Consider the following 15,212-nt stretch of genomic DNA (forward strand, 5'->3'; position numbering starts at 1 on the left):
ATTTATCGGAAAAACAGCAACCTCTCCGCCGTCATTCCCGCGAAAGCGGGAATCTAGGTTTGTCCGGTTTCGGTTATTTCCAATAGATTCCTGCCGCGTTGGAGGTCTGGATTCCCGCCTGCGCGGGAATGACGGGACTTTAGGTTTCTGTTTTTGTTTTTCTGTTGTTGCGGGAATGACGAATTTAAATATTGTAGGAATTTATCGGAAATTTAATATTCCACCATAGGAATTTATCGGAAAAATAGTACCTCTCCGCCGTCATTCCCGCGAAAGCGGGAATCTAGGTTTGTCCGGTTTCGGTTATTTCCGATAGACTCCTGCCGCGTTGGGGGTCTGGATTCCCGCCTGCGCGGGAATGACGGGACTTTAGGTTTTTGTTTTTTTGTTTTTGCGGGAATGACGGAACTTTAGGTTTCTGTTTTTGTTTTTCTGTTTTTGTGGGGATGACGGGGAAGTTTGCGGTTGTTTCTTATGAAGTGGTTTTTGTATTTGGATAAAAAATTTTTTCGTTTTCAAGCCTTCACCGCTTGCCATCGGCGTTAAATTTTTTTACGATAAGCACATAGATTGTAAACAATCGGCCACAAGCCGGTTTGTTTTTTCAGAAGACATTATCCCTGTCAGACGCTGTTTCTATATATGTTTTCCTATAACGGCTTGTTTTTAATAAATAATTCAAGAGGTATCAACGTGTCTGATTCCAAAACGAAAGAACGCGCCACATTCAACAGCCGCCGCGCGTTCATGGTTGCCGCCATCGGGTCCGCCGTCGGCTTGGGCAACATCTGGCGGTTTCCCTACATTGCTTTCGACAACGGCGGCGGCGCATTCATCCTGCCCTATCTGGTCGCGCTTCTGACGGCGGGCATCCCGCTTTTGCTGCTCGATTATGCCATCGGCCACCGTTATCGCGGTTCTCCTCCGCTTGCTTTCCGCCGCCTCGGACGCTGGTTTGAGCCGGTCGGCTGGTGGAACGTGATGACCAATATCGTCATCTGCATCTATTACGCGGTGATTATCGGCTGGTCGGCAAGCTATGCCTATTATTCGTTCGATGCCGCCTGGGGTGCGAATCCGCAGGATTTCTTCTTTAAAGATTTCCTGCAAATGGCGGGCGCGGACGCGTTGGGCTTGGATTTTGTCGGCAAAGTTGTCGGTCCGCTGATCGGCGTGTGGATTTTCACTTCCGTCATTATGGCTTTGGGTGTGCAAAAGGGCGTGGCGGGCGCATCGTCGTTCTTTATGCCGCTGCTTTTGGTGATGTTTTTGATTATGGTCGGCATTTCGCTGACGCTGCCGGGCGCGGCAAAAGGTTTGGACGCGCTGTTTACGCCCGACTGGTCGAAGCTCTCCGACCCCAAGGTCTGGGTTGCTGCTTATGGTCAGATTTTCTTCTCTCTTTCCATCTGTTTCGGCATTATGGTTACTTATTCTTCTTACTTGAAGAAGAAAACGGATTTGGGCGGCACGGGCTTGGTAGTCGGGTTTGCCAACAGCAGTTTTGAGTTGCTCGCGGGTATCGGCGTGTTTGCCGCACTGGGCTTTATGGCGCAGGCAAACGGGCAGGCGGTTAATGAAGTTGCCTCCAGCGGTATCGGTTTGGCGTTTATCGCTTTTCCGACCATCATCAATCAGGCTCCCATGGGTGCACTTATCGGCGTATTGTTTTTCGGTTCGCTGGTGTTCGCCGGCGTTACGTCGATGATTTCCATTCTTGAAGTGATTGTGGCGGCGATTCAGGACAAACTGAACATCGGGCGCGTCAACGCCACGCTGCTGGTCTGCATTCCGATGGGCATTGTTTCCACGCTGTTGTTTGGTACGGCGACGGGGCTGCCGGTTTTGGACGTGATGGACAAATTCGTCAATACCTACGGCATTGTGGCATCCGGTTTCTTGTATGTTTTGGCGATTATCGTATTTCGCAGGCTGCCGGAGTTGCGCAAGCATCTTAACGCCTTGTCCTCCATTCGTGTCGGCGGCTTGTGGACGGCCTGCGTCGTGTTTACCGTCGTGATGCTCGGCTATATGCTGTATCAGGACACCGCCGGATTGTTGGAGAAAAACTACGGCGACTATCCGGATGGTTTCCTCAATATTTTCGGCTGGGGGATGTCGGCGGCGTTAATCGTGTTCGGGCTGCTGCTGTCGCTGCTGCCTTGGAAACACGGTCAGGATTTTAATGTTAAAGACGAACACGAACATGAACAAGGAGGAGAAAAATGAGTACTTCCGCCATTGTGATGATGGTTGCCGCCATCGCGGTGATTTGGGGCGGGCTGCTGCTTTCCCTGTTAAGGCTGCCGGAAGAGTAAGCCTTTAGAGCGTTAAAAATGCCGTCTGAACTGTTCAGACGGCATTTGTTTTACGGCTGCCATTCGCGTTCCACCTTGCCCGACGCATCCAAAGTTTGCGCTCGGACGATATGCCCGTCCCGGTACAGGATGCGCGTCCGCAATATGCCCTGTTCGGTATAGCCTTGCGACCAACCTTGCGCCACGCCGTTTTCAACCGGCGTGTGCGAATGCAGTTTGCCGTTTGGATGGTAAATATCGACAAAGCGGTCGAACACGCCGTTTTTGACGATGCTTTTCAAGACGCGCCCGTTTGAGGCGCGGATGCTGAATGCGCCGTCCGGCGTGCCTGAAGGCGGCCGGCTGTATGGGTTGGCGGGTTGGATGGGCGCGCTTTTCGGCAGGGTGTGAAGCGGCGGCCGGTCGGAGGGAAGGGCGGTGCAGCTCGCCGAAAGGAGGGCAGACAAAGCGGCAAGCAGGAGGATAATCGGGGCGTGTTTCATTTCAATTCCTTAGATATTGCACCCCATAAAAGGGGCGCGTAATTTTTTTCAACAATTCCCTTCGTCAGCCGGGCGAGACGGGGATTTGTTGCGTCGTCATTTGAAAACAGGCTGTGTTTGAATATTCCGCCGATGCAGCCCTAAGATGTAACTTTAAACGGGCAATGCCGTCTGAAGGCTTCAGACGGCATTTTGATGTTCGGCTTACAGGCAGGCGAGTTCGTTTGCCATTTGTTGTTCCAAGGTTTCGCGCCGGCGGATGAGTTTGTATCCGCCGCCGTCAACCAACACTTCCGCCGCACGGTTGCGCGCGTTGTAATTGCTCGCCATGCTGGCACCGTATGCGCCCGCGCTGCGGATAAGCAGCAAATCGCCTTCTTCGCAGGTGATGGTGCGGTCTTTGCCGAGGAAGTCGCCGGTTTCACAAATCGGGCCGACGATGTTGGCGGTCAGCGGCGCGATGTTTTTGGTTTCAACCGCTTCGATGTGGTGGTAGGCATCGTATAGGGCGGGGCGCATCAAATCGTTCATCGCCGCATCGACCATCACAAAGTTTTTCTCTTCGCCGTGTTTGACAAACTCGACGCGCGTCAGCAATGCGCCTGCGTTGCCGACCAAGCTGCGGCCGGGTTCGAGGATGAGTTTCAGACGGCGTGTGCCGATCAGTTTTTGAACCGCCCGGGCATACGCGCCCAAGTCGGGGACGCTTTCGTCTTTGTAAACAATGCCGACGCCGCCGCCCAAGTCCAAGTGTTCCAACACAATGCCTTCGGCGGCAAGCGCGTCAACCAAAATCAAAATGCGTTCGCAGGCTTCGACCAGCGGGCTTAAGTCGGTCAGTTGCGAACCGATGTGACAGTCGATGCCGATGATTTTCAAATTGGGCTGTTGTGCGGCGTGGCGGTAGGCTTCGAGCGCGTCGGCGTAGGCGATGCCGAATTTGTTGGCTTTCAGGCCGGTGGAGATGTAAGGATGGGTTTTGGCATCGACATCGGGGTTGACGCGCAGGGAGACGGGCGCGGTTTTACCCAAACGCGCGGCAACTTTTTGAATGCGGTCGATTTCGGGAATGCTTTCCATATTGAAGCATTTCACGCCCGCATTCAGGGCAAACTCGATTTCCGCCTCGCTTTTGCCTACGCCTGAAAATATGGTTTTTGCCGCATCGCCGCCTGCCGCCAAAACGCGTGCCAATTCGCCACCGGAGACGATGTCGAAACCGCTGCCCAGAGAAGCAAAGTGTTTGATGATGCTCAGATTGCCATTGGCTTTAACCGCATAGCAGACGAGCGGGGAAAGCTCGGCAAAGGCGGTTTGATAGTTTTCAAATGCTTCGGTCAGCGCGGATTGGCTGTACACATAAAGCGGCGTGCCGAATGCTTCGGCAAGGCGGGGGTAGGGGACTTGTTCGCAAAACAGGGTCATATTTTCGTTTTCATTTTTGGGTTGGTTGGGCGGATTGCGGTTTGCCTTGAAGCTGCAAACCGGTTTGGATTGCGCCGAAACGCGCCGTATCGCCTTCTTTGGGCAGGTAGAGGTCGCCTTTGTAACCGCAGGCGGAAAGCAGGAGGGCGGTTGCCGCCGCAAAAAATACGCCGTATTTCATCGGTAAACTTCCTTCATAAGCGCGAATGTGGCAAGATTCGGCATCTTAAACAAAAAACACGCAAAAAGCTATGATGACCGAAAGCGAGTTTATCCGCGCGAGCGAAGCATTGTTCGAACACATCGAAGACCAAATCGACGAAAACGGCTGGGATTTCGACTGCCGGTTTGCCGGAAACGTACTGACCATCGAAGCCGAAGACGGCACGCAAATCATCGTCAACCGCCACACGCCCAACCAAGAATTGTGGATTGCCGCAAAAAGCGGCGGCTACCATTTCGCCGAGCAAAACGGCAAATGGCTGGCAACGCGCGACAGCCGCGATTTTTATGATGTTTTAAACGAAGCCCTGAGCGCGGCTTCGGGCGAAACGGTTGAGATTGTCGAATTGTGATTTAATTTTTGATATAAAAAGATTGTTACCCAATGGCACAATTATCTCTATATCGGACTGCCGAAATCGAAAATTTTACTGTCGGCACGCCTAAAGTTTTGGAATCATTTTCCAAACATATCCCTTATGGTGTCGTCTTTGAAGACGACGGCGACACAGGCTACTTCTATGCCGCTTCGCAAGACGGGATTCTAGATGCCTTGCACATCTACAATGTCGAAGATGTATCCGACAAACATATCCCCAATCATGTCTTGATTTTATGGGATGATGTCTGCACCATAGCCGCATTGTGTATCAACGACTACATTCATGCCGTCTATGATTTTGTCGAACAGGCAGGATATTGCCGCAACGGCTTCCCTGAAGCAGGCGGCGAATGGGTGAAAGTCGAAAACCGCATCTTGGACGATGAATTGCTGGACAAAATCCTATCCCGAGAACCTACATAACCCACACAAAAGGATAACCCAATGCCCCTGTTAGACAGTTTTAAAGTCGATCACACCCGTATGCACGCCCCTGCCGTACGTGTGGCGAAAACCATGACCACGCCCAAAGGCGACACCATTACCGTATTCGACCTGCGCTTTTGCGTTCCCAACAAAGAAATCCTGCCCGAAAAAGGCATCCATACGCTGGAGCATTTGTTTGCAGGTTTTATGCGCGACCATTTGAACGGCAACGGCGTGGAAATCATCGACATTTCCCCGATGGGCTGCCGCACCGGTTTTTATATGAGCCTTATCGGCACGCCTTCCGAGCAGCAGGTTGCCGATGCGTGGCTGGCTTCGATGCAGGATGTTTTGAATGTCAAAGACCAAAGCAAAATCCCCGAGTTGAACGAATACCAATGCGGCACTTATCAAATGCACTCGCTTGCCGAAGCGCAGCAAATCGCGCAAAACGTGTTGGCGCGCAAAGTGGCAGTTAACCGAAACGACGATTTGGCTTTGGATGAAAGCCTGCTGAACGCTTAATCTGTTTTGAAATGCCGTCTGAAAGTCAGAATCTGTCTTCAGACGGCATTTTGTTTTCCGACAGTTTATAAACTGTCGTTGTTTCTTGACAGAAACAACGACCTTATTTATTTGAAACGATTGGAGAACATGATTATGGGTTTTTGGGATAGCGTGGCAAATTTGGCAAAAGAAGCAGGAGAAGGCGTAAAGCAATTTAACGAGAGAAGCCGTAAATTGCAGAACGAATATCAGCAGGAATCCAGTGAAAAATTACGCCGTGTCGTAAAAAGCGAAGGTTTTTTCGGTAATTCGGCACAAGAAAAAGCCATTGCCCGCAAAGTTCTGAAAGAACGTGGCGAAGGCTAAACAAGGGCAGCGGCATTTGCCGCTGTTTTTTATCGGCAGGCATCCGTCCGAATATCGGGGTAAGGTTTCAGACGGCATCGAAGGTTGCTATGATATAGTGGCTTGACTTTAAACCAATACGGCATCCCCTCGCCCTGTCCTGATTTAAAGTTAAGCCACTCTACTCTAACATTCCCGTCATCCTTCCAAACGGAATCCAAAATGTCCGACAACCGCCTCGACACCGCCCGCCGCCATTCCCTCTTCCTTGACCGCCTGCTCGACAACGGCAAACTCAAGCCCGAAATTTTCCTGCCCATGTTGGACAAGGTGTTGACCGAAGCGGATTTCCAAGCCTTTGCCGACTGGGACAAAATCCGCGCGGAAGAAAACGAGGAAGAATTGGCGCGGCAGTTGCGCGAGTTGCGCCGTTATGTCGTGTCGCAGATTATCGTGCGCGATATAAACCGTATCAGCGATTTGAACGAAGTTACCCGCACGATTACGCTGTTTGCCGATTTTGCCATCAATACCGCGTTGGATTTCGCCTACGCCTATTATCAGGACATGTACGGCACGCCGATCGGGCGTTATACCAAATCGCCGCAGCATTTGAGCGTGGTGGCGATGGGCAAGGCGGGCGGCTATGAGTTGAACGTGTCTTCCGACATCGATTTGATTTTCATCTATCCCGAATCGGGCGACACCGATGGCAGGCGCGAACGGGGGAATCAGGAATTTTTCACCAAAGTCGGGCAGAAACTAATTGCGTTGCTGAACGACATTACCGCCGACGGGCAGGTGTTCCGCGTCGATATGCGGCTGCGGCCGGACGGCGATTCGGGCGCACTGGTGTTGAGTGAAACCGCGCTGGAGCAATATCTGATTACGCAAGGGCGCGAATGGGAACGCTACGCGTGGTGCAAAGGCCGCGTGGTTACGCCGTATCCGAACGACATCAAATCGCTGGTACGCCCCTTCGTGTTCCGCAAATATCTGGATTACAGCGCGTATGAGGCGATGCGTAACCTGCACCGCCAAATCCGCAGCGAAGTCAGCAAAAAAGGCATGGCGGACAACATCAAACTCGGCGCGGGCGGCATCCGCGAAGTCGAATTTATCGCCCAGATTTTCCAAATGATACGCGGCGGACAAATGCGCGCGCTGCAACTGAAAGGCACACAGGAAACGCTGAAGAAGCTTGCCGAGTTGGGCATCATGCCGTCTGAAAACGTCGAAACCCTGCTTGCCGCCTACCGCTTCCTGCGCGACGTCGAACACCGCCTGCAATACTGGGACGACCAGCAAACCCAAACCCTGCCCTCCTCGCCCGAACAGCAGCAACTGCTCGCCGAAAGCATGGGTTTCGACAGCTATGCTGCTTTTTCAGACGGCCTCAATGTGCATCGGAACAAAGTCAATCAGTTGTTCAATGAAATCTTGAGCGAACCCGAAGAACAAACGCAAGACAACAGCGAATGGCAATGGGCATGGCAGGAAAAACCTGACGAAGAAGAACGGCTAGGCCGTCTGAAAGAATATGGGTTTGATGCCGAAACCATCGCCACGCGGCTCGACCAAATCCGCAACGGCCATAAATACCGCCACCTTTCCGCACACGCCCAGCCGCGTTTTGACGCCATTGTGCCGTTGTTGGTACAAGCGGCGGCAGCGCAACCCAACCCGACCAATACGCTGATGCGGCTGTTTGACTTCCTCGAAAACATCAGCCGCCGCTCCGCCTATCTCGCCTTCCTCAACGAGCATCCGCAAACCCTGGCGCAACTGGCAGAGATTATGGGCCAAAGTTCTTGGGTGGCGGCGTATCTGAACAAATATCCGATTTTGTTGGACGAACTCATCAGCGCGCAATTATTAGATACGGCGTTTGACTGGGACAAACTCGCCGCCGAACTTTCAGACGGCATCAAAGCCTGCGGAGGCGACACCGAAGCGCAAATGGACACCCTGCGCCATTTCCAGCACGCCCAAGTCTTCCGCCTCGCCGTCCAAGACCTCGCCGGACTGTGGACGGTAGAATCCCTCTCCGACCAGCTCTCCGCCCTCGCCGACACCATCCTCGCCGCCGCCCTTTCGTGCGCGTGGGCGGATATGCCCAAAAAACACCGCGATACCCCGCAATTCGCCGTCATCGGCTACGGCAAACTCGGCGGCAAAGAACTCGGCTACGCCTCCGATTTGGATTTGGTTTATCTCTACGACGACCCCCATCCCGACGCGGGAGATATTTACGGACGGCTCGCCCGCCGCCTGACCGGCCGGCTTTCCGCCGCCACCGGCGCGGGCAGCCTCTACGAAACCGACCTGCGCCTGCGCCCCAACGGCGACGCCGGCTTTCTCGCCCACAGCATCGCCGCCTTTGAAAAATACCAGCGCGAAAACGCGTGGACGTGGGAACACCAATCCCTTACCCGCGCCCGTTTTATCTGCGGCTCGCCCGAGATTCAGACAGCCTTCGACCGCATCCGCACCGAAATCCTCACCGCCGAACGCGACCAAACCGCCCTGGCAGGCGAAATCATCGAAATGCGCGAAAAAATGTTCCCCACCCACCCGCCTGCCGACAGCAACGTCAAATACGCGCGCGGCGGCGTGGTCGACGTCGAATTTATCGTCCAATATCTGATACTTGCCCATACCCGCCAATATCCGCAACTTCTCGACAACTACGGCAACATCGCCCTCTTGAACATCGCCGCCGACTGCGGCCTCATCGACAAAACCCTCGCCGAACAAAGCCGCACCGCCTACCGCTTCTACCGCCAGCAACAGCACAACACCAAATTGCGCAACGCGGCAAAAACCGAAGTAAGCGACGAATTACTGTCCCATTACGGCAATGTCAGGAAATTGTGGTGGGAAGTGTTCGGGGAGGAAGCCAAAACGCTTTGAGCTTAAAGCAAGTTCAGATAAGAACGCCCATGCCGCAAGGGCATTCGATACGACAGAAACGCACTGTAGCGGCGGGTTTCACACCCGCCCAAACTACGTCCGTTCCGACATCTTCCAAGCGACCGTAAAAAATGCCGTCTGAAAGCCGAACCGTCGGACTTCAGACGGCATTTGCTATAATCGCGGCTGTTTTGAATTTTCGGGGGTTTTATGTCGGATAACGTTCCAACGATTGCGGCAGTCGCTACCGCGCCCGGACGCGGCGGCGTGGGTGTGATACGCATATCGGGGAAAAACCTGCTGCCGATGGCAGAGGCTTTGTGCGGGAAAACGCCCAAACCGCGCGTGGCAACCTATGCGGATTTTACGGACGCGGACGGGCAGGCAATCGATAGCGGGCTTTTGCTGTTTTTTGCCGCGCCGGCAAGTTTTACGGGCGAAGATGTCATCGAGCTTCAGGGACACGGCGGGCCGGTAGTGATGGATATGCTGCTGAACCGCTGTTTGGAACTGGGCGCGCGCCTTGCCGAGCCGGGCGAGTTTACGAAGCGTGCGTTTTTGAACGACAAACTGGACTTGGCACAGGCGGAAGGCGTGGCGGATTTGATTGACGCATCCAGCCGTTCGGCGGCGCGTCTGGCGTTGCGCTCGCTCAAGGGCGATTTTTCGCGGCGGATACACGGTCTGGTCGAAGATTTGATTACCTTGCGGATGCTGGTCGAAGCGACGCTGGATTTTCCCGAGGAAGACATTGATTTTCTCGAAGCGGCGGATGCACGCGGCAAACTGGACGGCTTGCGCCGCGCCGTGGATGATGTGCTTGCCAACGCGCAGCAGGGCGCGATTTTGCGCGAAGGTCTGAATGTCGTATTGGTCGGCGCGCCGAATGTCGGCAAATCCAGCCTGTTGAACGCGCTGGCGGGCGACGAAGTGGCGATTGTTACCGATATTGCCGGAACGACGCGCGACGCGGTCAGGGAACGTATCCTGATTGACGGCGTGCCGGTGCATATTGTCGATACGGCAGGTTTGCGCGAGACGGACGACGTGGTCGAGCGTATCGGCATCGAACGCAGCCGCAAGGCGGTATCGGAGGCGGATGTTGCGCTGGTGTTGGTCGATCCGCGCGAAGGCGTGAACGACAAGACACGGGCGATTTTGGACGCGCTGCCGCCGGAGTTGAAACGCATTGAAATCCACAGCAAATCCGATTTGCACGCACACGCGGCAGGCGGGTTCGGTACGGGCGCGGAAACCGTCATCGCGTTGTCGGCGAAAACCGGCGACGGCTTGGACGCGCTGAAACGGACGCTGTTGCGCGAGGCCGGTTGGCAGGGCGAAAGCGAAGGGCTGTTTTTGGCACGGACGCGGCACGTCAACGCACTTAAAGTGGCGCAGGAAGAATTGTCGCTGGCGGCATTGTGCGGCAACCATCAAATCGAGCTGTTTGCCGAACACTTGCGGCTGGCGCAGGTCGCGTGCGGCGAAATTACGGGGGAATTTACCGCAGATGATTTGCTCGGCGTAATTTTTTCGAGATTCTGCATCGGAAAATAAACGGATCGAAAGCATCGTGGCGGTGTCCGGCTGAACATTCCGTTATCCCATAAAAACGGGAATCCGATCCGTTTGGTTTTAGTTTTTTTTGAATTTCGGGCAACGCTTAAATCCTCATTCCGCGCAGGCGGAAATTATCGGCGCGGTACGGCAACTTTTTTCAATACTGAAGGCCCCGTCATTCCTGTAAAAACAAAAAAATCAAAAACAGAAAACTGAAATATCGTCATTCCCGCGCAGGCGGGAATCCAGCCCCGTCGGCACGGAAACTTATCGGGAAAACGGTTTCTTTAGATTTTACGTCCTAGATTCCCGCTTTCGCTGGAATGACAGGATTAAAGTTTCAAAATTTATTTTAAATAACTGAAACTCAACGAACTAGATTCCCACTTTCGTGGGAATGACGAATTTTAGGTTGCTGTTTTTGGTTTTCTGTCCTTGTGGGAATGACGGGATTAAAGTTTCAAAATTTATTTTAAATAACTGAAACTCAACGAACTAGATTCCCACTTTCGTGGGAATGACGAATTTTAGGTTGCTGTTTTTGGTTTTCTGTCCTTGCGGGAATGACAGGATTAAAGTTTCAAAATTTATTCTAAATAACTGAAACTTAACGAAATAGATTCCCACTTTCGTGGGAATGACGAATTTTGGGTTTCTGTTTTTGGTTTTCTGTCCTTGTGGGAATGATGAAATTTTGAGTTTTAGGAATTTATCGGAAAAAACAGAAACCGCTCTGCCGTCATTCCCGCGCAGGCGGGAATCCAGCCCCGTCGGCATGGAAACTTATCGGGAAAACGGTTTCTTTAGATGTTACGTCCTAGATTTCCACTTTCGTGGGAATGACGTGGTGCAGGTTTCCGTGCGGATGGCTTCGTCATTCCCGCGCAGGCGGGAATCCAGGTTCGTTGAGTTTCAGTCATTTCCGATAAATTCTTGCAGCTTTGCGTTTCTAGATTCCCACTTCCGTGGGAATGACGGAGAGTCGCGGGAATGACGGAGAGTTGAGGGATTGGGCTTGGTACAAGCCTGAAAGGGGGCGGCGGTGCGACCGTAAAAAATGCCGTCTGAAACCCAAATCATCGGGTTTCAGACGGCATTGGCACATCAGGAGCTTAGAACTTCGCTTCGATAGTGAAATTGTAGCTCCTGCCCGGCGAGGTAAAGCGTTGGATGCCGGCGTGGGTGTTGTTGTCAACGCGGTTGACCGTGCCGAACTCGCGGATGCTGCGTAAAGATTCCCAAGTGTAGTACTGCTTGTTGGTAATGTTGTACGCGGCGGCGCGGAGCGTAACCTGTTTGCCGATGTTGAGGTAGGCGGAAAGGTCGAACAGCGTATAGGCCTTGCTGTGTTTGGCATAAGGCCACGGGTTGTTCAAGTCGTCGTTGCTGTGGACGGTGTCGGACGGCTTTTTGGCGGCGGTGCGCGTGGCGTAGGCGTTGATGCCCCAGCGTTTGGAAGGCGCGTCATAGCCCAGGCTGTAAACCGCCGTCCACGGCGAAAGCGCGTTGATGGGCGTTTCTTTGCCGTTGTTTTGCGTTGCCTTGCCCTTGATGTAGCTGACGTTGAGGCCGGTATGCAGCCCTTTGGGCAGGCCGATGCTGTCGAGGTTCCAAGTGCCGTTAAACTCTATGCCTTTCACCCAGGCGGCGGAGCGGTTTTGGTTTTGCCAAACGGGCGAGCTGACCAATGCCGTGCCGTCTGAAAGCGGGGCGTATCTGGGGTTGTTTTTATCGTCTGACGAAACGCCCATGTAGGTCAGTTCGATAAAGTCGCGGTATTTGGTTTTGAAGCCTGAGAGCTTGAAGTTGCCCGCCTTGCCGCTGCCCGCCAGACCCAATTCCCAGTTTTTGGCTTTTTCCGCTTTCAGTTCGGGGTTGGCTTTCAGGTAGAAATCGGGGTGTGGGAACAATAGCCAGGTTTCGTCTGAAGTTGGCGCGCGGAAGCCGGTGCTGTATTTTGCCAACAAGTGCAGATGCTTGGTAAACCGCCAGTCGAACCCCGTGCCGTAGCTGAAGCCGGCGTGCGCGCGTTCCGAACCCAAATGGGGAATCTGCCCCCGGATGGCGGTGGTGTATTTCGGATCGTCTTTCGCGCTGCTGCTGTTTTTGTCGTAGCGTATGCCCGCATTCAGGCGGAAGCGGTCGTTGCCGCCCAAGTGAAACGCATTGTTCCAATAGGCAAATTTATATTTCGACCGGTTTTCGATCAGCATCGTGATTTTGCCATCGTTGCTAGTGAGGATTTTGGGGTCGTACAGTTTTGCGAAATAGCTGTAATCCGAGTTGGCATTGTCCCCTTTGCCGCCGCCCAAGCCGTATTGCGCCGCCCAAACGGCTTTGGAAAAGTCGAGTTGTTTTTCAAAATCGGCAGTCCATTGCGCGGTGTTTTGGCGGATATGCCGGAACGAATGGTAAACCTCGCCGTTGATGCCTCTTTTATCGTAATTTTTCGGGATGTCCCAAGTCCAAGTGTTCATATCGATGCGTTGTTTGTCGTAACGCAGCTTGAGGCTGTCCCACGGGCCGTGTTCCAATTCGTTTTTGTATTCGACGCCGGAGCGGCGGCGGTAGCTCACGTCTTGGCGGTGGCGGAAGTCGCCCGTCGCGGCAGCCGTGGTCGTACCCGTCCACAAATTAGACAGCTCGTTGGTAAAACGGTCGGTGCGCGAGTCTTCAAAAATCCAGCCGATGCGGTTTTGATCGTTGAAATTGTAGCCCAGCTTGAACAGGGTGCTTTTGTTTACCCATTCCTGTGGGTCGGGTTGGGAGCGCGCAACCCCTGTGGCTACATAGGTCAGGTACTTGCTGGGTCCGCCTGTATCGGTCGGGTTATAGACATATCCGTCGTTTTTAATTTCGATATCGCCCTCGGTCGAGCGGTTTTTGGTTTCTTTGCCGAAGCGGCGGGTATAAACCAATAAGGCATCCAAACCAAAGAGCCTGCCGGCGGCGGTGATGCTGCTGAATTTTTGGCTGTTTTTGCCGACGCTGCCGCCCTTTATCCCCAAATGGTAGGGCTTGTCTTCGGAAACATAATCGCTTGCGGATTTGGTTTGGTAATTGACTGCGCCGCCCAATGCGCCGCTGCCGGATTTGAGCGAGTCCGCGCCTTTGGTGATGGTAACTTCGGAGAAGTTTTCCGGCTCGGAAGTGTTGCGGTTGGCGTTGAAGTTGCCGTACGCGCCGAACAATTCTTGGAAGGCTTCGGAAGAGCGGCTTTCCGCCTGCGCCAGCCCGTCAACGTTGATGGCGACGCGGTCTTTATCGACACCGCGTATGGTAAAGCCGTTGGAGCCCGCCCTGCCGCCTTCGACGACGGAAATGCCGGGGTCGTAGCGCACCAGGTCGTGTTCGTCGTTGACCAAGAGCTTGTCTAAGGTTTTGCGGCGGATTTTTTCTTCGCCGAGTTTTTGGGTTTTGTGCGTGCCGGTAACGGTGATTTCGTTCAGCGTTTGGGTGGACTGCGGCGCGGGGTCTGCCGCAAAGGCGGGAAACGCTTGGGCGATGGCGGCGGCAGCCAATACGGGCTTGAAAGGGATGTGCATAAGAAAACCTTTTTAAAAGCGGATTAATTATTATTTTGTGAGATGGGTGGTATCTTGACTGGTTTTGTCATCAAGTTTTTTCTCATAAATCACGCCGCCGAATACGGTATCGAGGGAGCGGTCGTCTTTAAAAGTGATTTTGCCGCCTATGCCGGTGTCGCTGCTGCGGGTGCTGTCGAACTTGCCAAAAAACTTGCCGTCCAATTTGCCGGTTTTGCCGCCGGACGTGGCATCGCCGGAAAAGGATAGTCCGTTAATCGTTGCTTCTTTAATTTCCACATCCGGCCCGTAATCGCTGTTGCCGAGGATTTTGCCTGCCAGTTTGTTGCTGTTGAAATTGGCGGTGATAAAGGAAAGGACGGGGGTGTTGGTAGGTTTGTACAAATAAGAACTACTGTTTTTCGGCGGCGTATAAGAGGAGGTAACAAATTGCCCGTCTTTGACGCGGATGCCCCAAACCTGATAAGTGATTTTGCCTGTGCCTTTGGTTTCGGGTGTGTGGCTGCCCCATTTAGGCGGCGGCGTTTTGCCGACGGGGAAGCCGCCGGCGAAGAGGTCGATTTCGCCGTTGGGGCCTATCCACGCCCCGAATTTCATATAATCTTGTTTGGTAATTTCCGCATACGTAGTAGCCCCGGAGTCGCTGCAGCAGATAAAGATGCGGCTGCCGTCGGCAAGCCGCTGCCCGGCGTGGCGGTCGGGAATTTTGAAATCGGGAGAGGAGTAGCTGGGGGTTAGGGGGTCGGCGTAGGATGAAAGGGCGTATTGCGCGCCGCCGGGTGTTTTGAAGATGAAAGGTTTGTTGCCGAAAAGTACTTCTACTTCCCGCTGCTGAATGGAAATGCCGGATGTGCTTCCGGTGCCGGTACCGGCGGTGTTGATGTTTTCGATGTTGCTGCTATCGCTTGATAACGTTACCTCGCCGGCGGGCAGCGGCGTGGCGGTGGGAATGGAGAAGGGGACGTGCGGTTCGGCTACCCCCCCCCCCGGCACAGGCGGCAAGGGCGGCGGCAAGCGGCAGTAAGGACAGGGCTTTGTATTTCATCGCATACTCAATCTTGATGATGTGTTAATAATAGTTTTGATT

Annotated in this window: 11 protein-coding genes and 2 pseudogenes; 8 read left to right on the forward strand and 5 right to left on the reverse strand. The window is 53.6% G+C overall.

Annotation, left to right across the window (positions count from 1 at the left end):
• The first annotated feature begins 693 nt into the window (after positions 1-693).
• On the forward strand, positions 694-2,229 hold the full coding sequence (locus Q9I99_RS05815) for a sodium-dependent transporter (protein WP_301668446.1): 1,536 nt from the start codon (positions 694-696) through the stop codon (positions 2,227-2,229).
• Positions 2,226-2,318: a methionine/alanine import family NSS transporter small subunit gene (locus Q9I99_RS05820; protein WP_010356218.1), complete on the forward strand. Its 93-nt coding sequence runs from the start codon at positions 2,226-2,228 to the stop codon at positions 2,316-2,318. The genes Q9I99_RS05815 and Q9I99_RS05820 overlap by 4 nt, the downstream gene beginning before the upstream one ends.
• Before the next feature lie 50 nt (positions 2,319-2,368).
• Here Q9I99_RS05820 and Q9I99_RS05825 read toward each other — a convergent pair whose 3' ends face one another.
• The 3 genes from Q9I99_RS05825 to lptM form a co-directional block, all read right to left on the reverse strand.
• Positions 2,369-2,800, reverse strand: coding sequence for a toxin-antitoxin system YwqK family antitoxin (locus tag Q9I99_RS05825; RefSeq protein ID WP_301668443.1), 432 nt, complete (start codon positions 2,798-2,800; stop codon positions 2,369-2,371).
• A gap of 204 nt (positions 2,801-3,004) precedes the next feature.
• Positions 3,005-4,225 (reverse strand): diaminopimelate decarboxylase, encoded by a 1,221-nt coding sequence (lysA, locus tag Q9I99_RS05830; protein WP_301668442.1) that lies wholly within the window; start codon positions 4,223-4,225, stop codon positions 3,005-3,007.
• A 10-nt stretch (positions 4,226-4,235) separates the two neighbouring features.
• Complete coding sequence (gene lptM, locus Q9I99_RS05835) at positions 4,236-4,406, reverse strand: LPS translocon maturation chaperone LptM (protein WP_301668441.1); 171 nt, start codon at positions 4,404-4,406, stop codon at positions 4,236-4,238.
• Between the two features lie 70 nt (positions 4,407-4,476).
• Between lptM and cyaY the strand changes: the two genes are divergently transcribed.
• The 6 genes and pseudogenes from cyaY (at position 4,477) to mnmE (ending at position 10,577) form a co-directional block, all read left to right on the forward strand.
• Positions 4,477-4,800, forward strand: coding sequence for an iron donor protein CyaY (cyaY, locus tag Q9I99_RS05840; protein ID WP_301668440.1), 324 nt, complete (start codon positions 4,477-4,479; stop codon positions 4,798-4,800).
• Positions 4,801-4,832: 32 nt separating this feature from the next.
• Positions 4,833-5,252: a DUF2251 domain-containing protein gene (locus Q9I99_RS05845; RefSeq protein ID WP_301668439.1), complete on the forward strand. Its 420-nt coding sequence runs from the start codon at positions 4,833-4,835 to the stop codon at positions 5,250-5,252.
• 21 nt (positions 5,253-5,273) lie between these two features.
• The gene (gene luxS, locus Q9I99_RS05850) at positions 5,274-5,780 is read left to right on the forward strand and encodes an S-ribosylhomocysteine lyase (RefSeq protein ID WP_050894943.1); all 507 of its coding nucleotides are present in this window, start codon (positions 5,274-5,276) and stop codon (positions 5,778-5,780) included.
• Positions 5,781-5,858: 78 nt separating this feature from the next.
• Entirely contained in the window at positions 5,859-6,128 is a 270-nt protein-coding gene (locus tag Q9I99_RS05855) for a hypothetical protein (protein WP_308447953.1), read from the forward strand.
• Positions 6,129-6,320: 192 nt separating this feature from the next.
• A pseudogene (gene glnE / locus Q9I99_RS05860) lies at positions 6,321-9,020 on the forward strand (bifunctional [glutamate--ammonia ligase]-adenylyl-L-tyrosine phosphorylase/[glutamate--ammonia-ligase] adenylyltransferase); the annotation flags it as partial.
• Between the two features lie 210 nt (positions 9,021-9,230).
• Positions 9,231-10,577 (forward strand): tRNA uridine-5-carboxymethylaminomethyl(34) synthesis GTPase MnmE, encoded by a 1,347-nt coding sequence (gene mnmE / locus Q9I99_RS05865; protein ID WP_301668437.1) that lies wholly within the window; start codon positions 9,231-9,233, stop codon positions 10,575-10,577.
• 1,115 nt (positions 10,578-11,692) lie between these two features.
• On the opposite strand, the gene hupB is transcribed toward mnmE, so the two are convergent.
• Both hupB and hupA read right to left on the reverse strand, forming a co-directional pair.
• Entirely contained in the window at positions 11,693-14,125 is a 2,433-nt protein-coding gene (hupB, locus tag Q9I99_RS05870; RefSeq protein ID WP_301668435.1) for a hemoglobin-haptoglobin-utilization protein HupB, read from the reverse strand.
• Positions 14,126-14,155: 30 nt separating this feature from the next.
• Positions 14,156-15,170: pseudogene (hupA, locus tag Q9I99_RS05875) on the reverse strand (hemoglobin-haptoglobin-utilization protein HupA).
• Between the last annotated feature and the right edge of the window lie 42 nt (positions 15,171-15,212).

The organism is Neisseria basseii, assembly GCF_962707005.1.
Taxonomy (GTDB): Bacteria; Pseudomonadota; Gammaproteobacteria; order Burkholderiales; family Neisseriaceae; genus Neisseria; species Neisseria bergeri.

What these genes read in the sequence shown, in the direction of transcription:
- lptM (WP_301668441.1), bottom strand. Translation starts at nt 4,406, where the DNA reads ATGAAATACGGCGTATTTTTTGCGGCGGCAACCGCCCTCCTGCTTTCC.
- lysA (WP_301668442.1), bottom strand. Translation starts at nt 4,225, where the DNA reads ATGACCCTGTTTTGCGAACAAGTCCCCTACCCCCGCCTTGCCGAAGCA.
- hupB (WP_301668435.1), bottom strand. Translation starts at nt 14,125, where the DNA reads ATGCACATCCCTTTCAAGCCCGTATTGGCTGCCGCCGCCATCGCCCAA.
- luxS (WP_050894943.1), top strand. Translation starts at nt 5,274, where the DNA reads ATGCCCCTGTTAGACAGTTTTAAAGTCGATCACACCCGTATGCACGCC.
- cyaY (WP_301668440.1), top strand. Translation starts at nt 4,477, where the DNA reads ATGATGACCGAAAGCGAGTTTATCCGCGCGAGCGAAGCATTGTTCGAA.
- Q9I99_RS05820 (WP_010356218.1), top strand. Translation starts at nt 2,226, where the DNA reads ATGAGTACTTCCGCCATTGTGATGATGGTTGCCGCCATCGCGGTGATT.
- mnmE (WP_301668437.1), top strand. Translation starts at nt 9,231, where the DNA reads ATGTCGGATAACGTTCCAACGATTGCGGCAGTCGCTACCGCGCCCGGA.
- Q9I99_RS05845 (WP_301668439.1), top strand. Translation starts at nt 4,833, where the DNA reads ATGGCACAATTATCTCTATATCGGACTGCCGAAATCGAAAATTTTACT.
- Q9I99_RS05825 (WP_301668443.1), bottom strand. Translation starts at nt 2,800, where the DNA reads ATGAAACACGCCCCGATTATCCTCCTGCTTGCCGCTTTGTCTGCCCTC.